Consider the following 19,211-nt stretch of genomic DNA (forward strand, 5'->3'; position numbering starts at 1 on the left):
GGTAATCAGCCGCGCATGAACAAGACCTTTTCCCATTCTCCCATCCATGTGGTCGGCGGCGGGCTCGCCGGCTCCGAGGCAGCCTGGCAGATCGCAAATGCCGGCGTGCCGGTTATCCTGCACGAGATGCGCGGCGTGCGTGGCACCGACGCCCACAAGACCGACGGCTTGGCCGAGCTCGTGTGCTCCAACTCCTTCCGCTCTGACGACGCGACCAGCAACGCGGTTGGCGTTATCCATGCCGAAATGCGCATGGCGGGATCGCTGATCATGGCGTGCGCCGACAAGCATCAGGTCCCCGCCGGTGGCGCGCTGGCCGTCGACCGCGACGGTTTCTCGGACGCCGTTACCAAAGCGATCCAAGAGCACCCGTTGATCACGGTCGTTCGTGAAGAAGTAACCGGCTTGCCGCCGACAGAATGGGATCTCGCCATCGTTGCCACCGGCCCGTTGACGGCACCTTCCCTTGCAAGCGCCATCCAGGCCGAGACGGGCGCGGACGCGCTGGCCTTCTTCGACGCAATCGCGCCGATCGTTCATCGGGACAGCATCGATATGGATATCTGCTGGTACCAGTCGCGCTATGACAAGGTCGGTCCCGGTGGCACCGGCAAGGATTACATCAACTGCCCGATGACCGAAGAGCAGTACAACGCTTTCGTCGATGCCCTGATTGCCGGCGATACTGTCGGATTCAAGGAGTGGGAAGGAACGCCTTACTTCGACGGCTGTCTTCCGATCGAGGTGATGGCAGAGCGCGGCCGCGAGACGCTGCGGCACGGCCCGATGAAGCCGATGGGCCTGACCAATGCGCACAACCCGACGGTCAAGGCCTATGCCGTCGTTCAGTTGCGCCAGGACAATGCGCTCGGCACGCTCTACAACATGGTCGGCTTCCAGACGAAGTTGAAATACGGGGCCCAGGCCGAGATCTTCCGCATGATCCCGGGGCTCCAGAAAGCCGAATTCGCTCGCCTCGGCGGCCTTCACCGTAATACCTACATCAATTCGCCCACGCTGCTCGACCCGTCGCTCACGCTCAAGTCCCGCCCGGGCCTGCGCTTTGCCGGGCAGATTACTGGCTGCGAAGGCTATGTCGAAAGCGCCAGCGTCGGCCTCATGGCTGGCCGGTTCGCCGCTGCCGAGCGAAAGGGAGAAGGAGTATCCCTGCCGCCGGCCACGACGGCGCTCGGCTCGCTGCTCGGCCACATCACGGGCGGACACATCGTCAACGACGAGGAGCCGGGCAAGCGGTCGTTTCAGCCGATGAACATCAATTTCGGCCTGTTCCCCGAGCTGGAGCCCGGCTCGATCGTCAAACCCGAAGGCGTGAAGCGTTTCCGCGGCAAGGACAAGACGATCATGAAGCGGCAGCTGATCGCCAAGCGGGCGCTTGCGGATTGTGCCACCTGGCTCGGGCAGGACGTCAAGCTCGCGGAGAGTGCGTAATCGAGCCGGGAGCCTACCGATCTAGCCATCGACAGGCGTCTCGTCGCTGTCGAAATTCTGTGTGGTGAGACCTCCTCGGGGGCGTGACATGGCAGCATTGTTTCAAGGCACGTCCATGCCGGACAGGGATTGGTGGTCTGTGCTGTGGCCTGATCCCCAAGGGCTGCTTCAACAGATTGGCATCCGGCGGGGCATGAGCGTTCTCGACCTTTGCTGCGGCGACGGTTACTTCACCGGCCCGCTCGCAGCACTGGTCGACGGACGGTTGGCGGCGCTCGATCTCGATCCCGCCATGATCGAGCTGGCAAAGGCCGAAGTTGAGCGCAGCGGCGCGTCAGTTCGCCAGTGGATTTGCGCGGACGCCACGTCGGCGCTGGCGAAACACCTTGACGAATCGGTCGATTTTGTCTTGATCGCCAATACCTTCCACGGCGTTCCTGACCAAGTAGGTCTCGCATGTTCCGTAAGGGAAGTTCTGAAACCGGACGGCCTGTTCTGCATCGTCAACTGGCACCCGGCTCCGCGAGAGGAAACGGTGGTCCTAGGCAAGCCCCGGGGACCGCGAACCGAGATGCGCATGTCGCCCGAAGCGGTTCGTACCGTTGTTGAGACTGCTGGCTTTTCCATGCAGCGGGTCGTCGATCTGCCGCCCTATCACTACGCGGCCCTGTTCGAGGTGGCCTGACAACACCGCGAGATCGCGCGGGTTTGGATCGGCGGGCACGGAACCGACCCGTATGAGCAAAAGACGCAGCAATCGCCGTGCTTCGCCTTGAGCGTCGCGCCGCAGCCCTGGCATTCGTGGAACCAAACGCAGGCATCGACCGGCACCGTTTCCACTGATCGGTGCCCTCAGATCGGACAGGTCAGAATCGATTGCCGCTGCACCATTGCATCGCTTGCCATAGGGCGCTCGTTAATGCGCGATCGGTCCGTCCGCCTTCTTCCAGGCGTCGATGCCGCCTTGAATATGAAAGGCCAGCGGAAGACCGGCGTCATGCGCTGCCTGCACGGCCATTGCCGATCGTTCGCCGAACGCGCAATAGAAAAGCAGCCTCTTGCGGGTTGAAGTTGCCAGCTCATGCAGCGTACCGCCAGCGCCTATGCTTTCCTCGAGCGAGGGATAGGGGACGTGAAGAGAGCCCGGGATCGTGCCGTTTCGCTGCCGTTCGGCATTCTCGCGCAGATCGACCAAGGCGACGTCGCCGAGGCCGACGACGCCCAGCGCTTGCTGCGCCGTCAGCGCCCAGCCATGGCGCATTACGTTGTCCTGGTTCATCCCGACCTTCATGTTAGCCGGAACGGCTACGTCCATCATCTTCGGATTGGCCAGTTTCAGATTGTTCATCAGATCGGCATATTCATCGGCGGATCTTACCTGCAGGCGTGGATTGAAGGCCTTTTCCTCGCCGATGGTCGAGACCGTATCGCCCTTGTAGTCGTGTGCAGGGAAGACCATCGTCGATTCCGGAAGCTTCAGCAGTCGGCCAAAGATCGACTCGTATTGCGCCCGGGGATCTCCGTTCTGGAAATCGGTGCGGCCGGTGCCGCGAATGAGCAGGGTGTCGCCGGTAAAAACACGGTCGGGCAAAACGAAACTGTAGGAATCGTCGGTGTGTCCCGGCGTATAAATCACATCGAGGGCGAGTCCCTCGATGGTCAGCTTCTCATTGTCCGACAGACGCATCGAAACGACGTCGGCCTTTGTTTGCTCTCCCATCACGGTAATACAATGGGTCTTGTCGCGCAGCGCGCCAAGACCTGTGATGTGGTCGGCATGGAGATGGGTATCTACGGCCTTCACGAGCTTCAGATCGAGCTCGCGGATGAGCTGAAGATAGCGATCAACCCTTTCCAACACCGGATCGATGATCAGCGCCTCGCCGCCATTCCGGCTTGCCAGCAAATAGGAATAGGTGCTCGACACCGGATCGAACAGCTGCCGGAAGATCATCCCCACCTCCTTCGTGGCGGCTTGCTTTGCGATTGCCTATCCGTGCGGTTGCGGCACGATCCTGATATAGGGCTTCGGTGCTCGCCAACCTTGCGGGTACTGCTTCTTTGCGTCGTCGTCGGAGACTGAACCGGCGATGATCACGTCCTCGCCGTTCTTCCAGTTCACTGGCGTAGCGACCTTGTGCTTTGCGGTAAGCTGCAGGGAATCGATGACCCGCAGCACCTCATCAAAGTTGCGCCCCGTGGTCATCGGATAGACCATGACCAGTTTGATCTTCTTGTCAGGCCCTATCACGAAGACGTTGCGGACGGTCTGATTGTCGGCTGGAGTGCGCTCGGTCGGATCGCCGGATACGAGCGCGGGCAGCATGTTGTAACGCTTCGATACCGCGTAATCGACGTCCGCGATCATCGGATAGTTTGGACGATAGCCCTGCGTTTCCTCGATGTCTATCATCCAGCTGGTGTGGCGTTCGAGCGGATCAACGGAAAGACCGATAATCTTCACACCGCGCTTGTCGAATTCGGGTTTGATCCGCGCCATGTAGCCGAGTTCGGTCGTGCATACGGGGGTAAAGTCCTTCGGATGCGAAAACAGCACTGCCCAGGAGTTGCCGATCCACTGGTGAAAACTGATCACGCCTTCGGTTGTCTGAGCTTCGAAATCCGGAGCGGTATCATTGATTGCAAGCATCACGCACCTCCATCGCGTTTGTGAATACAAACTCAAACTAATGCCGGATAGCGTAAATCTTGCGCCTATTTCGGACCGTAGGCAACGGCAAAACGGCCGCGGCGACGCATCGCGCGGGCCGCGCCGACGAGGATCATTGTGAATGCGGGACGGCCGCAGCGAAGGGATATCCCGGTTCGCCAGAACCTTTGCTACTGGCCGTTTGCGACCGTGGGATTGTGCGACGGCAATGCCTTGTCAGGCTCGGCCACGTAGTTGCCGAGCAGCCAAAGTGCGACCTCCGACGCCACCCTGGCGGACGCGAATTCAAAGGTGCCGCTGTGATGTGGTGCGTCGAGGAACTCTATGTTGAGGCCTCGCCCGGTTTCGGAGCCGAGCACACGCGCCCTTCCCGGCTCAAAAACATGGCACGAATAATGCCGCTGCATATTCCGCATGATGCCGGCCTTGTTGTCATGCAAACGCACGAACACCGCCTGCCCATCGGCAGTCGCCTGCAACTGGCGGATTGCTTCGTTGGGGAAAGCCCGGTTGAACTCGATGATCGCGAGCCCGGTATCGTGCAGGCCATCTTCCTTGTTCTGCGCCGCCATGCGCGTCGAAATGAAGGCGATGAAGATGACGATCGCGAATATAACGCACCAGACGATTATGCTCACATCCCTCTCCGATCAAATCGACAACGGCGTCTTTATAACGCACGAGCCTTGCGCGAGTTTAAACAGGGTCAGATTTTCTTGCGCATCAGCGCAAGCAGCATGCCGGCCTGGCGCCGAAACTGCGATCGCTGGATCTGCCGATCGAACAGTCCCGCGCCTACCTTCTGGGCGTTGGAAAGAACCGGCTCCGCCATGGTGACAGGCAAAAAGGCGGGAAACACCGACTGCGGTATTGCGACACGTCTCGCCTTGGCAAGATGGTCGCGTCCAAGTCCCGCAAAGGCTTCGATCGCGGCAGAGATTCGCGGCTTGTCCTCGCCGGCGAGAAACGCATCACGATCGAGCCCGGTAGCGGACAGGATTTCAAGGGGAAGGTAGAGCTGGCCGCGGTGGCGATGCAACGGCATCAGGAGCAGAAGACCGGCGATGGCCTGCGCAACGCCCGCGTGCCCAGCAGCCTCAGCAGATGCGGTGGCCGCCTCCGGCGCAAGCACGAGACTTGCCAGTTGGATCAGCGCAGACGCCGTCTCGCCGGCATACCCCTCAAGTGAGACCCGCGTCACCATCGGATCGTCGTAGAGATCGAAGATGCGGGCATCGATCATGTTGACGAGTGTCTGCGATGGCAGGCGGTGGGTTTCAATCGCCGACAACAAGGCGGCGGCAATCGGGTTTGCCTGGGTGGAGCCGTGCGCGCCGCCCTCCAGCAGATCGCGCCAGTACTGCATGCGAACCTCCCCTGGAAGGGGATCGTGCACCAGATCGCGAATGCGCGCGAGCTCGGCGTTGAAAGCGTAGAGAGCTGCCAGAGCGCCCCGCCTTACTTCCGGCGCCAGCAGGCAAGCCAGATAGCGGTCGCGGTCGTTGTCACGCAGCGTCGCCAGGCAAATGTCCTGGTTCGTCAAAGACTGCTCCGCCATTGTCAAACCGCGATCAGTGCCGCGGCGACAGCGCGGGATTCCATGAGCATGATATTGAAGGTGCGGACGGCCGCGCCGGTGTTCATGGGATCCGAGGAAATACCTGCAGCCTTGAGCGCGGCCTTCAGATCAGGCGGGATCGGACGCATGTCGTCTCCCGTCCCGATCAGCAGAACCTCAATCTCGGCTGCTTCATCGAGCACCTTTTGAAAATTCTTGATCGACAGAGGCTTCGACATGTCCATGTCCCAGCCATAGATGCCGGACGGCAGGCAAAGGATCGACCCGCGATGAGACATGTCAGCGAAACGGAAGCCGCCATTGCCGTAGGTATCGATGGGCGCACGTCCAGGAAAATGCGCCTCGCGGATTTCTATGCCTCTTGCCATATTCTCACACTGCCGGATTGCCGGGGTTCGTATCCGGCTCGGCCACTTTCTTGTTCTGATCGTTGTCAATCGCGTCCGGGCGGAGCTTGAAGGCTATCAGCACGGGCGCGGCTATGTAGATGGAGGAAAAGGTGCCAATGGCAACGCCGAACAGCATCACAAAGGCGAACGGGCGGATCACGTCGCCACCGAAAAGGCAGAGCGCCAGCAGCGCCAGCAGCGTCGTTGCCGCCGTCAGAACGGTGCGCGACAGCGTTTGGTTGATGGAAGCATCGATCAGGATCGGCATAGGCATCTTGCGATAGCGCTTCAGATTCTCGCGCATCCTGTCGTAGACGACGACTGTATCGTTGAGCGAATAGCCGACGATCGTCAGGAGGGCCGCAACGCTTGTGAGATTGAATTCCATGCCGGTCAGTACGAAAAGGCCTAGCGTCAGGATGATATCGTGGAGCGTCGCGATAATCGCGCCGATCGCGAATTGCCATTCGAAGCGGAGCCAGATGTAAAGCAGGATGATAGCGAGCGAACCGAGTGTGCCCAACGTCGCGGCCCTGGTCAGTTCGCCTGATACGGCGGGGCCGACAACCTCGACACGCCGGATCTCATAGTCGTCGCTCAATTCATCACGCAGCAACGTCATGGCAGACTGTTCGGCATTCTCGCCGCCGCCTTGCGCCTGGATGCGGACCAATGCCGTCGACGGGTCGGAAAGGCGGCGAGCCTCAATGGCCCCGATGTTCAGATCACCGAGGCGAGCGCGGATATCATCACGATCGGCAGCACCTTGCTTCGCCTTGACTTCCACCAGCGACCCGCCCGCAAAGTCGACGCCAAGATTTGCACCGACTGTCGCGAAGCCGACCATGGCGAGAATGGAAAGCACGGCCGACACCGTGAAGGTGTAGCGCCTGATACCCATGAAACGGATGTTCGCGCGGTCGAAAATGCCCGTCTGAACATCCCTTGGCAGATGCCGCGGGTGCTTGCGATGCAGCCAGGTAACGACAATCCAGCGCGTCAGCGTGAAGGTAGTGAAGACCGTCGTCAGGATTCCCGCGGCCAGTGTCACTGCAAAACCGCGGACGGTATCGCTGCCGAGATAATAGAGAATGACGGCCGCAATGACGATCGTGACGTTGGCATCAAGGATCGTCATAAATGCCCGGGAGAAGCCGTTGTCGATCGCATCCGCGAAGGAGTGACCGGCTTTCGCCTCCTCGCGAATTCGCTCGTAGACAAGCACATTGGCGTCGACGGCCATGCCGATGATCAAGACGATACCTGCGAGGCCGGGCAGCGTGAGTGTCGCGCCGATCACGCTCAGCACAGCAAGAATCAAAAGCAGATTCAGGACCAGCGAAATGCCGGCAATGATGCCCAGCTTGCGATAGAAGGCAAACATCAATCCGGTGACAAGGATCGCAGCGACGAAGCCGGCGATCAGACCGGCGCGCTTTGATTCAGCGCCGAGGACGGGGCTGACGGTGCGCTCCTCTACGGTCGTCAACGTCGCCGGCAGAGCGCCGCTTCGCAAGATCAGCGCAAGATCGCGGGCTCCGTCCTCACTGAAGCTGACCGGCACCTTCCCGGTGCCGTCCAGGATCGGCGCATTGATCAGAGGCGCCGCCATGACCTGATCATCGAAAAGTATGGCAAGGTGCCGACCGATGTTCTGGCGAGTCTTCTGCGCGAGGCGTTCGGTCCCTTCAGCATCCAGCTTGTAACTGATTGCGACTGAATCCGTGTTCGCATCGGCGACGGCCTGAACGTCAACGAGATTGTTGCCCGTCACGAAATCAGTGCGGTCCACGAGATAGGGAACGGGCGGATCGTCGAGCGAGTAGAGAACCTCTGACGTCGCGGGCCAGCGACCGGCAAGGGCCTCCTGCCCCGACATGCTTTCATCGATCAGCCGGACGGAGAGCTGGGCCGGCTCGCTCAGAATATTCTTCAGGCGCTCGACGTCGACCGAGCCCAGTGCCTTGACGTCGATACGATCGCCGTCTCCGCGGACTGAAAAACTGCTAATCCCAATGCCGGCGATGCGACGCTCGACAACCTCGATGGACTGCGTCTGAGCGGCCACGATACCTTGGTCGATGCTAGCGTTCGAAATTCGTAGCGTAAGCTGTCCGTCATTGCCCTTCTGCAGGGAAACATTCTGAACCGAGCCACCGAACCAGCCACTTTTCGTGCTCACGGTCAGCGCGCTCAACGCACTGACGGCAGCATCCACCTGGCTGGCAGCGGTAATCTTGACGGTGATCTCCTGATCGTTGCCGGTCAGGCCAGTGTAGCGAATATTGGCTTCGCGCAACTTACCGCGAACATCCGCGACTGTGCGTTCGAGCTGGTGCTTTACGATATCAGCGCGTTCTATCTGGAAAAGCAGATGGGAACCGCCCTGAACATCGGGGCCAGGAACAATGTGGCTATGAGCCAGCCACAGGGGCAGCCTCGAACGCTGCCCTTCAGACAACAGATTTGGGGCCGCGAGTATCACGGCCACCACCACCAAAACCCAGATCAGGACGGCCTTCAAGCGGGAAAAACGGTGCATTTTCTCTCGACTATTTCCGACCCGGCCTAATCCGGTTCACATCTTGGTTTGCAATACTATGCAGCGTCCGCCTTGACTGGCTCACCCTTGACGCGAACTTCCGAAATGCCGGTGCGGACGATGCGAACGCGAACGCCGTCTGCAATCTCCACTTCGAGTTCTTTGTCGTCAACAACCTTGGTGACCTTGCCGACGAGGCCACCGCCGGTCACAACCTGATCGCCACGACGGATCGCCTTCAGCGTTTCTTCCCGCTTTTTGGCCTGGGCGCGCTGCGGACGGATCAGCAAGAAATACCATACAACCATCAACGGCACGAAAAGAATGATCATTTCGAAGCCGGAACCGAACGGCGACGCCGCGGTATCGGTGGCAGCCTGGGCAAATGCCGGGGTGATGAACATGCTAAACTCCTCAAACTTTCCGGAGGCGGAACTCCGCCTTTTCTCGGGTGGCCGGACTATAATTGCGGTCTTTGCGAATGCAACAGAAACAGCTGGAAACCGTACCGATTCCGCTGCCTCATAACCTTTCCGCTCGTAAAAGGCCATGCTACGCCGCAGGCAAAAGACACAGTACACTGGTTGCAAGCAGAATTCAGGAGGAAGGCCCATGGCCGGAGACGTCAACAACGCCATTCTGACGGAGCTGCGCCGGCTCACAGATGCGATCGATCGGTTGGCGGGGCCGCCGCCCGCATTGAACGACTGGAACGCGGCCGACTGCTTCGTCTGGTCCCCTGCCCGTCAGCATCTTCAGCCGGTTGCACGGCCGAACCGCGTGGCGCTGAAGCTCATCCGCGGTGTCGACCACGTGCGCGATATCCTGCACGAGAATACGGTGCGCTTCGCCGAAGGCTTTCCGGCCAACAACGTTCTCCTCTGGGGTGCGCGCGGCATGGGCAAGTCGTCGCTGGTCAAGGCTGTTCACGAGGATGTGCGGCGCGAGAGCGGCGTGTCGATAAAGCTGGTGGAAGTGCATCGCGAGGATATTGCGAGCCTCCCGACGCTGCTCGATCTTCTCAAGGACACGCCGCACCGTGTCATCGTCTTCTGCGACGACCTTTCGTTCGACCATGATGACACGGCCTACAAATCGCTCAAGGCAGCCCTTGATGGCGGCGTGGAAGGTAGACCGGACAACGTCCTGTTCTATGCGACCTCGAACCGGCGCCACCTGCTTCCGCGCCACATGATGGAGAACGAGCAGTCGACGGCGATCAATCCTTCGGAGGCGGTCGAGGAAAAGGTTTCGCTGTCCGACCGGTTCGGCCTTTGGCTGGGTTTTCACAAATGCAGCCAGGACGACTATCTAACGATGATCGACGGCTATGCCGACCACTTCAGGCTGCCAATCGATCGCGAGAAGATGCATGCGGAGGCGCTAGAATGGGCCACGACGCGTGGCGCACGTTCGGGCCGTGTTGCCTGGCAGTACATTCAGGATCTCGCCGGTCGGATGCGCATTGCACTCGACCGTGCATAATGACAAAAGCCCGGCTTGAGGCCGGGCTTTTGAGCATCCTCGGACGCAATACCTATTCGAGGAAGGTAATCGGGTTGACCGGCGTCGCGTCCTTCCGAACTTCGAAATGGACCTGCGGCTGCTTGACGTTGCCGCTCATGCCGGAGACGGCGACCGTCTGGCCGCGCTGGATCTTCTGGCCGCGGGCAACACTCAAGGTATCGGCGTTGCCGTAGACGGTGACCGTACCATCGTCGTGGCGGACGAGGACCGTATTGCCGAGCTCCTTCAGGCCGTTGCCAGCATAGATGACCACGCCGTTTTCGGCCGCCTTGATCGGCGTACCTTGGGGCACGGAAATGTCGATGCCGTCGTTGCGGCTGCCGTTGACGTTGGCGCCGTAGGCGGCAATGACAGCTCCACGAACCGGCCAGCGATACTTGCCGATGCCGGTAGCCTCGGGTGCGGCGGACGCCACTTCCTTCTTGGCAGCCTCATCCACCGTCTCGGTGGCGACAGGAGCCTTGTAGGTTGCCGGCTGCGCGGCAGCAGTCGACGTTGCGGAGGCGGGCTCGGCGACTGGCTTCGGCTCTGCCTTTGCCGGAATGGAAGCCGTCTTCATGCCATCCTGAGAACCACCCGGAAGATTAAGCTCCTGACCGATGCGGATAGAACCGGCCGACAGGTTATTGGCGGCCTTCAGATCGTCTATGCTGGTGCCCGTCGCCTTGGCGATCTTGGCGAGCGAGTCACCCGGCTTGACGACGTAGGTGCCGCCGGCGCCCTTTGGCCCCTTGCCTGCACCGGCCGCAAGTTTGTTGGACGGATCGGCATTTGCGACTGACTTGTCACGGGCGGAGTTCGCACCCGGAACGACCGCAACGTTCTGTTCCTGCTGCTTGTTCGGTTGCGGCAGATGCCCACCCTTGGAGAGGTCGGCGCTTTGGGCGGCTGCCTTTGCTGCATTGCCTCCGTTGAAGGTCGGGATCAGGATGATCTGGCCCGGCTTGGCGGCAGCGGCAGTCTTGAAGCCGTTGACCCGAAGGATCTCCTTCTCCGGCACACCGTAGCGGTTGGCGAGTGTCGCGATGCTTTCACCCGGGCGAAGTGTGACGGACGGCGCATTGGTTGCCGACCAGCCGGAAACCTTGGGGTTCGTGCCGGTGACGATCGAGTCTGTCTTCGGTGGAACGAGAATGGGCGCCGACTTCTTCGGAGCAGTGGCGGCAGGGAATGGCTGGGCGAGTGCGACTTGCCTTTCACGGGATGGCGCTGCCGGTGCAACGGCGGAGGGAGCCGCAAGTTCGGAGCGCTGGACGGAAACAGGTGCCGAGGCCATGCGGGCGCTGGAGGCGCCATAAGCGGGCTGCGCGGAATAAGGCTGGCTCATTGCCTGGCTACTTGGCGCGTAGCCGCCCTGTGCCAAATCCGCCTGCGGCACCGGATCGGCCTGCATACCTCTGCGAGGGATTGAGTTGGTCGTCATCTGATCCTGACCGGATGACGAGAAGAGACCACCGAAACGTGTCACATCGGAACTGCAACCCGTTGCCGCACTCGCCAGCAAAGCCGCTATCAGGACATTACCGGCAGACTTGCCCACTCTTGGCGAAAGACTGAAACGCATGACTCGACCCACTGATTAACGCAACCATTTGTGGGTTTATTAAAGCGCGTTAGTATTACCACGCGGTTAAGGTGCCGGAATCCGCGAGATTTTTTTGAGGGATTGCTAACCATAGCAACGCTTGCGAGCCGATCGCCCTAGAGTTGAGATGCGAGACGAGGGACGATCGGAAGATAGGGTGTGTCGAACAGCTCCTCGCGCTCGAAGCGGCTGCCCGTTTTCGTGAGCCGCACGAGGCGACACTCCTTGTCGGAAATCATCAATGGAGCGATCATCGAACCGCCGGAAACGAGTTGGTCGGTGTAGAACCGTGGCATCGAATTGAACGCAGCGGTTACGACGATACGGTCGAAGGTCCCCTCTCCCTGCAGACCGGCGCTGCCGTCAGCCTGGCGGATGATGACGTTTCGCAGTCCGAGCGAGTCTATACGGCGCTGCGCATTCGTCGTCAGTGTCTTGTAGCGGTCGATCGTCAGCACGCGCTCGGCCATGCGAGCCATGACGGCGGTCATGAAGCCGCTGCCGGTGCCTACCTCGAGCACGCGTTGCCCGGGTTTGATTTTCAGGTGATGAAGGATCCTGACCGCGAGATCGACGCCTTCGATGAAGGAGCCGCATTCGATCGGGATCGTGCGGCTCGAATAGGCCTGCTCGGCAAATTGTGCCGGCACGAACAGCGACCGCGGCGTCTGCTCGACTGCAGTCAGCAGGTCCAGATCGGACACGCCTTCGGCTCGCAGCCTCAAGACGAGCGCCGCAAAACCTTCCTTCTCCACCAGCCGTGCCGTCAAAATAGTCTACTCCGTACCCGAAAGCGCCCGCGCGACTCGGTCCTGTACGGAATAATCAGTCAGATCCAGTTTCAAAGGCGTTACCGAAATCTTGCGGCTTCTCAGGGCGTGAATATCCGTGCCTGCGACGAAGGCGCCGGCGCGTTCTCCAAACCGGAGCCAGTAATAGGGCAGGCCGCGCCCGTCGGAACGGGCATCGACCTGCAGGTTGAAGGCAAGCCGCCCTTGCGCCGTCACTTCCACGCCCTCGACCTCTTCCGGCCGGCAATTCGGAAAGTTCAGGTTCAGGAAGGTGCCGTCAGGCAGGTCGAGCGATATGAGCTTGTCGAGAAGTGCCGGCGCATGCGCCTCGCAGACCTCCCAGGGGACCACCCTTGCCCCGTCTTGGTGCAGATAGGCTTGGCTCAACGCAAAGGAGCGGACACCCTGCAGCGTGCCCTCGATCGCCCCGGCGACGGTGCCCGAATAGGTCACATCATCGGCGACGTTAGAGCCTGAATTGACGCCCGACAGCACCAGGTCGGGCTTGACGTCCATAACCTGCTTGACGCCCATGATGACGCAATCGGTCGGAGTTCCGCGCAGCGCGAAATGCTTGTCGGAAATCTTCCGAAGCCGCAACGGCTCGGAAAGACTCAGCGAATGCGCAAGGCCGCTCTGGTCCGTCTCCGGCGCGACAATCCAGACATCATCGGACAGCGTCCGCGCAATCCGCTCCAGCGCCGCGAGGCCTTCCGCGTGAATGCCGTCGTCGTTGGTGAGCAGAATGCGCATCGGCTCAGGCCGCCCGTTCGATCTTCGTCAAACCGCCCATGTATGGCAGCAGAGCATCGGGAACGGTCACGGAACCATCCTCGTTCAGGTAGTTCTCCAGAACCGCAATCAGGCAGCGGCCGACCGCCGTGCCGGAACCGTTCAGCGTGTGAACGAACTTCGTCGCCTTGTCTTCCTTGCCGCGATAGCGCGCATTCATGCGACGCGCCTGGAAATCGCCGCAGACCGAGCAGGACGAGATTTCACGATAGGTGTTCTGGCCGGGCAGCCAAACCTCGAGGTCGTAGGTCTTGCGCGAACCGAAGCCCATGTCGCCGGTGCAGAGCGTCATCGTGCGGAAATGCAAGCCGAGGCGCTTCAGCACCTCTTCGGCGCAAGCCGTCATACGCTCGTGCTCGGCAAGCGAACTCTCGGCATCGGTGATCGAGACGAGCTCGCACTTCCAGAACTGATGCTGGCGCAGCATACCACGCGTGTCGCGTCCGGCAGAGCCTGCCTCCGATCGGAAGGACGGGGTCAGCGCGGTGAAGCGAAGCGGCAGTTTCTCCTGGTCGAGGATTTCGCCCGAGACGAGATTGGTGAGCGTCACCTCGGCGGTTGGGATCAACCAGCGGCCATCCGTGGTCTTGAACAGGTCCTCCGCAAACTTTGGCAGCTGGCCGGTGCCGAACATGGCATCGTCACGAACCATCAGCGGCGAGCTGACTTCGGTGTAGCCGTGCTCGCGCGTATGCAGGTCGATCATGAACTGACCGAGCGCACGCTCCAGCCGCGCCAGCGGGCCGGTCAGCACGGTAAAGCGCGATCCCGAGAGCTTCGCAGCCCGTTCGAAGTCCATGTAGCCGAGCGCTTCGCCGATTTCGAAGTGTTCCTTCGGCGTATGATTCCAGCGGGGCTTTTCGCCGACGACTCGGGCAACGGAATTGTCGTGCTCGTCCTTGCCAACCGGCACGTCATCGTGCGGGATGTTCGGAATGCGCGACAGCGCATCGTTCAGTTCGTCCGTCGCCTGCCGCTCGCCCTCTTCCGCGGCCGGAAGCAGCGACTTCAAGTCGGCTACTTCGGCCTTCAGCTTTTCAGCAAGCCCATTGTTTTTCTGGGCCATCGCAGCGCCGATCTCCTTGGAGGCGGCATTGCGGCGGGACAGCATGTCCTGGACGCTCTGGATGGCCGAACGGCGCTTTTCGTCGATCGCGATCAGGTTTTCGGACAAAGGCTCGGCACCACGCTTGGCAAGTGCCGCATCGAGGGCTTCGGGATTCTCACGGATCCATTTTATATCGAGCATCGTCGTTCCAGGTCGTTGTAAAAAAGATAACCCGGCCAAAGCCCGGCTAGGCCTCGACCGGATGCTTGGAAGCGCTCATTGAGGGAGATCGTCAGACGTTGTCCGTCTTGGCAACGTCCGTGTTTCCTTCAGCCTCTTCGACCGCCTCGCGGGCACGCTGGCGCTCCACGAGTCGCGCCGCGTAGATGGAAATCTCGTAGAGAAGGATGGTCGGCAGTGCAAGGCCGATCTGGGACATCGGATCGGGCGGCGTCAGCACCGCTGCCACGATAAAAGCGAGCACGATCGCGAACTTGCGCTTCTCGGCCAGCCAATCGGAAGTCAGCAGCCCAACTCGGGCGAGCAGCGTGGTGATGACAGGAAGCTGGAAGACCAGGCCGAACGAAAACACCAGCGTCATGATCAGGCTGAGGTACTCAGAGACCTTCGGAAGCAGCGAGATCGCGACATCGCCCTCACCCGGCGCCTGCTGCATGGTCAGGAAGAACCACATGACCATCGGCGTGAAGAAGAAATAGACGAGCGAAGCACCCATCAGAAACAGGACCGGCGACGCAATCAGAAACGGCAGGAAGGCCGCTCGCTCGTTCTTGTAGAGGCCAGGGGCGACGAACTTGTAGATCTGCGCGGCGATAATCGGAAAGGCGATGACCAGGCCGCCGAACATGGCGACCTTTACCTGCGTGAAGAAGAACTCCTGCGGCGCGGTGTATATGAGCTGCGCCTTGGACACGTCTAGATGCGCCCAGGTCACCGCCCACTTGTATGGATAGACGAGCACATTGAAGAGATGCTTGGCGAATATGAAGCAGGCGATGAACGCGACGAAAAACGCACCGATCGACCAGATCAGCCGCGTACGCAACTCCATCAGGTGTTCGATCAGCGGCTGCGGCTTGTCTTCGATTTCACCGCTCATGCGTCGTCCTTCTTCTTCTTTGCTGCCGTCTTCTTCGGAGCGGCTGTGGCGGCGGCCGCAGGCTTCTTGGCGGCCGCTGTCTTCGTCGAAGTCCGCTTGGGCTTTCCGACCGGAGCAGCAACTGCGGCAGGCGCAGGCTCCGCCTTGGCGCGCGGTTTACGGGCCGCCTTCGGCTTTTCCTGGGCTGCCGCATTTTCAACGCCTGCTGCAACAGGCGCCGGTGCTACGACCGGCGGCGTCTCTGGCAGGCTCATCGACGGCTCAGGAACCGATACGGCAGCTGGCGGAACTTCGGTCTTGTTATCGACCGTCGTCGCCTTCTGCAGGTCAGCCTTGATTTCGTTGCCCATCTGGCGAAGCGGGTTCATTGCTTCGCGCAAGGTGTTGACGGGGTTCAGCTTCTGCGCATCGGTCAGCGTCTGGCGAACTTCGTCCAGATCCGCTTCACGCAGGGCCTCGTCGAACTGGGCACGAAACTCACCGGCGACCTTACGAGCGCGCTGCGTCATCTTGCCGAACGCACGAAGCATCGGCGGCAAGTCCTTAGGACCAACCACCACGATCAATACGACCGCGATGACAAGCAGCTCGGTCCAGCCAATATCGAACATTCAAGGCTCCTGAACGGGAAACGTGGGGGCTACGTTGCCCGGAAGTGGATTACTTCGTTTCGTCGGCCTTGTGATCGACGGTCTTGGCAGTCGTGGACTCAGGCGCGTCTTCGTCGTTCATGCCCTTCTTGAAGCTCTTGATACCCTTGGCGACATCACCCATCAGCTCCGGAATCTTGCCGCGACCGAACAACAAAAGCACGATGACCAGAACGATCAGCCAGTGCCACATGCTAAAAGAACCCATTACGCTAACTCCCTGTTGCGATGTTTCCAGATGTAAGAGCTTCCTACACCAATTCCAACATCAAAGTTCCCCTTGGATTGTCGCTTAATGTCACGGGATCGCCCTCTGTGACAAGAGAATACACATCCGAAAAACTATGATCGGCATTGTTTTCGCGATGCGTGGCGGAACCAAGACAAATCCGATTAGTCTTCGGACCCGCCGCCCGGTGCAAGCAGGCCGAGTTCCTCAAGATCGAGTTGCGTTATTGGATCTTCGTCCTCGGTCAACTCGTCGCTCATCATAGGCGATGGTACATTGAAATTGGCCGGTATGCGACCGGAGAGCAGCCCTGCCCCCTTCAACTCTTCAAGCCCCGGCAGGTCGCGGAGTTCTTCCAGGCCGAAGTGATCGAGGAAATCGCGGGTGGTACCGAGCGTGACAGGCCGGCCCGGCGTGCGCCTGCGGCCGCGAAACCGAACCCAACCCGCCTCCATCAGCACGTCGATCGTGCCGCGAGAGGTCTGCACGCCCCTGATGTCCTCGATTTCGGCGCGTGTCACCGGCTGATGATAGGCAATGATCGCCAATACTTCCAGGGCCGCGCGCGAGAGCTTCTTCGTTTCGTTCTCGTCGCGCCGGATGACGAAAGAGAGATCAGCGGCCGTTCGAAACGCCCACGCATCGTCTACCTGGACGAGGTTGACGCCGCGATGGGCATATTGCTCCTTCAGGCGCAACATGATGGCGCGGACGTTGAACGTGCGAGGCAAGCGGTCTGCGATGAAGCTTTCGGAAACGGGCTGGGCGGACGCAAAGACCAGTGCCTCGGCGATGCGCTCTGCCTCGGTCTCCGCACGAACCTCGTCGTCTGAATTTTCCACCATTACGCTATCGATGTGTTCTTCTTCCAGATCGGTCACGCCGGTCGCTCCTGTTCGACGACCTGCAGCGTCGCATGCTTGGGGCCTCGCCGCATGTAGAGGGGCTGGAAGGCTCCATCCTGCCGGATTTCGAGTTTGCCTTCGCGGACCAGCTCCAGCGAAGCCGCAAACGCACTGGCAATCGCCGTGACCCTGTCTTCCGGAGATGACATGTAACGCAACAGATAGGATTCGAGTGCAGTCCACTCGCTGACCTCGCCGATAATGCGGGTCAGAAGCTCGCGGGCGTCCGTCAGCGACCAGACGTTGCGGCGCGCGATGGTGACCTGCGTCACGGCCTGACGCTGCCTGAGCGACGCGTAGGCCGTCAGCAGATCATAGAGGCTTGCATCATATGCGGACTGATGCCTGTCCGGGATGTGCTCTGGGACGCCGCGAGCGAAGATATCCCGTCCGAGGCGGTTGCGATTGACAAGACCGCTCGCGGCCTCGCGCATCGCTTCGAGGCGTTTCAGGCGGAAGGCGAGCGTCGCCGCCATCTCCTCGCCGGAGGGCCCGTCGTCCTTGGCCTGCTGCGGGATCAGCAGACGCGATTTCAGGTAGGCAAGCCAAGCGGCCATCACGAGATAGTCGGCAGCAAGCTCTATCCGTATCCGCCGCGCGCTTTCGATGAACTGCAGATATTGCTCCGCCAGCGCAAGAACAGAGATGCGGGACAGATCGACCTTCTGATTGCGGGCGAGATAGAGCAAGAGGTCGAGGGGACCTTCGAAGCCGGCAACGTCGATCAGCAGGGCCGGATCGGAGGTCGCGCGCTCAGCACCGCTCTCCTGCCACAGCTTGTCCATCGGCGTAGCCGCCGTCTGTGGCCGTTCCGTGCCCTTGGTCGTCGTCACCCTGCCCTGTTCCTTTCGCAATCAGACCGTTGCAAACATCGCATCGAATTCGGCCCGAAGCGAGGCCTCGTCGGCCTTGTCAGCTGTCGGGAAGCCATTCAGCACCGCTTCTGCCCGCAAATGCGACTGGCCTTGCAAGACCGGTACGTTTGCGACCACCTGCTGCATTTCGTCCATGTGGCCATTGCAATGCAGCACGATATCACATCCACCGCCGATGATGTTGGCGGCGCGCTCACCGATCGTACCAGCAAGCGCGTTCATCGACGTATCATCGGAAAGCAATAGTCCTTTGAAGCCGATATGGTCGCGGATGACGCCGTCAATGACCTTGCGTGAGGTCGTTGCCGGACGCTCCGAGTCGATGGCCGCAAAGACAACATGACACGTCATCGCCATCAATTCGTTCTTCATGGCAATGAACGGCGGGAAATCGTGCGCCTCGAGTTCCGTGCGCGAGACGGTGACAACCGGCAGTTCGTGATGTGAATCCGCAAAGCCGCGCCCGTGGCCAGGCATGTGCTTCATCACAGGTAGAAGGCCACCCGCCTTCAAACCGTCGGCAGCGGCACGCCCCATGGCCGTCACAGTTGCTGGTTCACCGCCATAGGCGCGATTGCCGATCACGTTGCTGCTGCCTTCCACCGGCACGTCCAGAACCGGCAGGCAATCAACGTTGATCCCGAGGCCCGAAAGATCGAAGGCGTGCAGCCGCGACATCAGCCATGCGGCTCGCAGGCCCTTTTCTCTGTCCTGCCGATAGATATCACCAAGCTGTTGCCCCGACGGATAATGCTGGAAGATTGGCGGCCGGATACGCTGGACGCGTCCACCCTCCTGGTCGATCAGGACCGGCGCGTGCCAACCGACAGCGTCTCGCATTTCCGCGACGAGGTCACTGATCTGTTGCGGCTCGGAAATATTGCGCCCGAACAGAATGAAGCCCCAGGGGCGCTCGGTGTTGAAAAACGCCTTTTCATCGGGAGTGAGGGATAGGCCGCTACAGCCAAGGATCATTGCTTTTGATTCGGTCATACCCGAATCATAGAGGTGCCTTGCGGAATTACGAGCCGCGTCAATCGGCATTCACAAAAAAAGCGG

21 protein-coding genes are annotated in these 19,211 nt (G+C 60.4%); 3 read left to right on the forward strand and 18 right to left on the reverse strand.

The features are described 5' to 3' along the window. Positions 1–15: 15 nt before the first annotated feature. Together trmFO and AF71_RS23425 are read left to right on the forward strand one after the other, a co-directional pair. Positions 16–1,449: a methylenetetrahydrofolate--tRNA-(uracil(54)-C(5))-methyltransferase (FADH(2)-oxidizing) TrmFO gene (gene trmFO, locus AF71_RS23420; RefSeq protein WP_018859370.1), complete on the forward strand. Its 1,434-nt coding sequence runs from the start codon at positions 16–18 to the stop codon at positions 1,447–1,449. 88 nt (positions 1,450–1,537) lie between these two features. Continuing rightward, complete coding sequence (locus AF71_RS23425; RefSeq protein WP_169683373.1) at positions 1,538–2,134, forward strand: class I SAM-dependent methyltransferase; 597 nt, start codon at positions 1,538–1,540, stop codon at positions 2,132–2,134. On the opposite strand, the gene AF71_RS31865 is transcribed toward AF71_RS23425, so the two are convergent. From AF71_RS31865 to yajC, 8 genes are all read right to left on the reverse strand, one after another. Then, positions 2,107–2,289: a GDCCVxC domain-containing (seleno)protein gene (locus tag AF71_RS31865; protein WP_312867262.1), complete on the reverse strand. Its 183-nt coding sequence runs from the start codon at positions 2,287–2,289 to the stop codon at positions 2,107–2,109. The two genes, AF71_RS23425 and AF71_RS31865, sit on opposite strands and share 28 nt — an antisense overlap. A gap of 76 nt (positions 2,290–2,365) precedes the next feature. After that, positions 2,366–3,403, reverse strand: a complete 1,038-nt coding sequence (locus AF71_RS23435; RefSeq protein ID WP_018859372.1) for an MBL fold metallo-hydrolase — start codon at positions 3,401–3,403, stop codon at positions 2,366–2,368. 36 nt (positions 3,404–3,439) lie between these two features. Further along, positions 3,440–4,099, reverse strand: a complete 660-nt coding sequence (locus AF71_RS23440) for a peroxiredoxin (protein ID WP_018859373.1) — start codon at positions 4,097–4,099, stop codon at positions 3,440–3,442. A 191-nt stretch (positions 4,100–4,290) separates the two neighbouring features. Continuing rightward, on the reverse strand, positions 4,291–4,758 hold the full coding sequence (locus AF71_RS23445; protein ID WP_169683375.1) for a hypothetical protein: 468 nt from the start codon (positions 4,756–4,758) through the stop codon (positions 4,291–4,293). Between the two features lie 68 nt (positions 4,759–4,826). Further along, complete coding sequence (locus tag AF71_RS23450; RefSeq protein ID WP_018859375.1) at positions 4,827–5,678, reverse strand: phytoene/squalene synthase family protein; 852 nt, start codon at positions 5,676–5,678, stop codon at positions 4,827–4,829. A 2-nt stretch (positions 5,679–5,680) separates the two neighbouring features. Continuing rightward, complete coding sequence (locus tag AF71_RS23455; protein WP_113470175.1) at positions 5,681–6,067, reverse strand: Mth938-like domain-containing protein; 387 nt, start codon at positions 6,065–6,067, stop codon at positions 5,681–5,683. Between the two features lie 4 nt (positions 6,068–6,071). Continuing rightward, the gene (gene secDF, locus AF71_RS23460) at positions 6,072–8,630 is read right to left on the reverse strand and encodes a protein translocase subunit SecDF (RefSeq protein ID WP_169683377.1); all 2,559 of its coding nucleotides are present in this window, start codon (positions 8,628–8,630) and stop codon (positions 6,072–6,074) included. A 56-nt stretch (positions 8,631–8,686) separates the two neighbouring features. Continuing rightward, complete coding sequence (yajC, locus tag AF71_RS23465) at positions 8,687–9,034, reverse strand: preprotein translocase subunit YajC (RefSeq protein ID WP_018859378.1); 348 nt, start codon at positions 9,032–9,034, stop codon at positions 8,687–8,689. Positions 9,035–9,242: 208 nt separating this feature from the next. On the opposite strand from yajC, the gene AF71_RS23470 reads away from it, so the two are divergent. After that, positions 9,243–10,115, forward strand: coding sequence for an ATP-binding protein (locus AF71_RS23470; RefSeq protein WP_018859379.1), 873 nt, complete (start codon positions 9,243–9,245; stop codon positions 10,113–10,115). A 52-nt stretch (positions 10,116–10,167) separates the two neighbouring features. On the opposite strand, the gene AF71_RS23475 is transcribed toward AF71_RS23470, so the two are convergent. From AF71_RS23475 to nagZ, 10 genes are all read right to left on the reverse strand, one after another. After that, entirely contained in the window at positions 10,168–11,721 is a 1,554-nt protein-coding gene (locus AF71_RS23475) for a peptidoglycan DD-metalloendopeptidase family protein (protein WP_026372075.1), read from the reverse strand. A 137-nt stretch (positions 11,722–11,858) separates the two neighbouring features. Beyond that, entirely contained in the window at positions 11,859–12,512 is a 654-nt protein-coding gene (locus AF71_RS23480; protein WP_018859381.1) for a protein-L-isoaspartate(D-aspartate) O-methyltransferase, read from the reverse strand. Between the two features lie 6 nt (positions 12,513–12,518). Then, the gene (gene surE, locus AF71_RS23485; protein ID WP_018859382.1) at positions 12,519–13,286 is read right to left on the reverse strand and encodes a 5'/3'-nucleotidase SurE; all 768 of its coding nucleotides are present in this window, start codon (positions 13,284–13,286) and stop codon (positions 12,519–12,521) included. A gap of 4 nt (positions 13,287–13,290) precedes the next feature. Then, positions 13,291–14,574, reverse strand: a complete 1,284-nt coding sequence (gene serS / locus AF71_RS23490; RefSeq protein WP_018859383.1) for a serine--tRNA ligase — start codon at positions 14,572–14,574, stop codon at positions 13,291–13,293. A 91-nt stretch (positions 14,575–14,665) separates the two neighbouring features. Continuing rightward, on the reverse strand, positions 14,666–15,493 hold the full coding sequence (gene tatC, locus AF71_RS23495) for a twin-arginine translocase subunit TatC (RefSeq protein ID WP_018859384.1): 828 nt from the start codon (positions 15,491–15,493) through the stop codon (positions 14,666–14,668). Continuing rightward, complete coding sequence (gene tatB / locus AF71_RS23500; RefSeq protein ID WP_169683379.1) at positions 15,490–16,104, reverse strand: Sec-independent protein translocase protein TatB; 615 nt, start codon at positions 16,102–16,104, stop codon at positions 15,490–15,492. The genes tatC and tatB overlap by 4 nt, the downstream gene beginning before the upstream one ends. Positions 16,105–16,153: 49 nt before the next feature. Beyond that, entirely contained in the window at positions 16,154–16,351 is a 198-nt protein-coding gene (locus AF71_RS23505) for a twin-arginine translocase TatA/TatE family subunit (protein ID WP_007532194.1), read from the reverse strand. A 185-nt stretch (positions 16,352–16,536) separates the two neighbouring features. Continuing rightward, positions 16,537–17,217, reverse strand: a complete 681-nt coding sequence (scpB, locus tag AF71_RS23510; protein ID WP_051085621.1) for an SMC-Scp complex subunit ScpB — start codon at positions 17,215–17,217, stop codon at positions 16,537–16,539. A 32-nt stretch (positions 17,218–17,249) separates the two neighbouring features. Further along, a complete protein-coding gene (locus tag AF71_RS23515; RefSeq protein WP_169683381.1) occupies positions 17,250–18,110 on the reverse strand; it encodes a ScpA family protein in 861 nt (286 codons plus the stop codon). Positions 18,111–18,131: 21 nt separating this feature from the next. Next, positions 18,132–19,145, reverse strand: coding sequence for a beta-N-acetylhexosaminidase (gene nagZ / locus AF71_RS23520; protein ID WP_169683383.1), 1,014 nt, complete (start codon positions 19,143–19,145; stop codon positions 18,132–18,134). Positions 19,146–19,211: the final 66 nt, after the last annotated feature.

It is taken from the genome of Rhizobium sp. 57MFTsu3.2 (assembly GCF_012932765.1).
Lineage (GTDB): Bacteria > Pseudomonadota > Alphaproteobacteria > Rhizobiales > Rhizobiaceae > Rhizobium > Rhizobium altiplani.

What these genes read in the sequence shown, in the direction of transcription:
- trmFO (WP_018859370.1), top strand. Translation starts at nt 16, where the DNA reads ATGAACAAGACCTTTTCCCATTCTCCCATCCATGTGGTCGGCGGCGGG.
- AF71_RS23425 (WP_169683373.1), top strand. Translation starts at nt 1,538, where the DNA reads ATGGCAGCATTGTTTCAAGGCACGTCCATGCCGGACAGGGATTGGTGG.
- AF71_RS23435 (WP_018859372.1), bottom strand. Translation starts at nt 3,403, where the DNA reads ATGATCTTCCGGCAGCTGTTCGATCCGGTGTCGAGCACCTATTCCTAT.
- AF71_RS23440 (WP_018859373.1), bottom strand. Translation starts at nt 4,099, where the DNA reads ATGCTTGCAATCAATGATACCGCTCCGGATTTCGAAGCTCAGACAACC.
- AF71_RS23450 (WP_018859375.1), bottom strand. Translation starts at nt 5,678, where the DNA reads ATGGCGGAGCAGTCTTTGACGAACCAGGACATTTGCCTGGCGACGCTG.
- AF71_RS23455 (WP_113470175.1), bottom strand. Translation starts at nt 6,067, where the DNA reads ATGGCAAGAGGCATAGAAATCCGCGAGGCGCATTTTCCTGGACGTGCG.
- secDF (WP_169683377.1), bottom strand. Translation starts at nt 8,630, where the DNA reads ATGCACCGTTTTTCCCGCTTGAAGGCCGTCCTGATCTGGGTTTTGGTG.
- yajC (WP_018859378.1), bottom strand. Translation starts at nt 9,034, where the DNA reads ATGTTCATCACCCCGGCATTTGCCCAGGCTGCCACCGATACCGCGGCG.
- AF71_RS23470 (WP_018859379.1), top strand. Translation starts at nt 9,243, where the DNA reads ATGGCCGGAGACGTCAACAACGCCATTCTGACGGAGCTGCGCCGGCTC.
- AF71_RS23475 (WP_026372075.1), bottom strand. Translation starts at nt 11,721, where the DNA reads ATGCGTTTCAGTCTTTCGCCAAGAGTGGGCAAGTCTGCCGGTAATGTC.
- surE (WP_018859382.1), bottom strand. Translation starts at nt 13,286, where the DNA reads ATGCGCATTCTGCTCACCAACGACGACGGCATTCACGCGGAAGGCCTC.
- serS (WP_018859383.1), bottom strand. Translation starts at nt 14,574, where the DNA reads ATGCTCGATATAAAATGGATCCGTGAGAATCCCGAAGCCCTCGATGCG.
- tatC (WP_018859384.1), bottom strand. Translation starts at nt 15,493, where the DNA reads ATGAGCGGTGAAATCGAAGACAAGCCGCAGCCGCTGATCGAACACCTG.
- tatB (WP_169683379.1), bottom strand. Translation starts at nt 16,104, where the DNA reads ATGTTCGATATTGGCTGGACCGAGCTGCTTGTCATCGCGGTCGTATTG.
- AF71_RS23505 (WP_007532194.1), bottom strand. Translation starts at nt 16,351, where the DNA reads ATGGGTTCTTTTAGCATGTGGCACTGGCTGATCGTTCTGGTCATCGTG.
- scpB (WP_051085621.1), bottom strand. Translation starts at nt 17,217, where the DNA reads ATGGTGGAAAATTCAGACGACGAGGTTCGTGCGGAGACCGAGGCAGAG.
- nagZ (WP_169683383.1), bottom strand. Translation starts at nt 19,145, where the DNA reads ATGACCGAATCAAAAGCAATGATCCTTGGCTGTAGCGGCCTATCCCTC.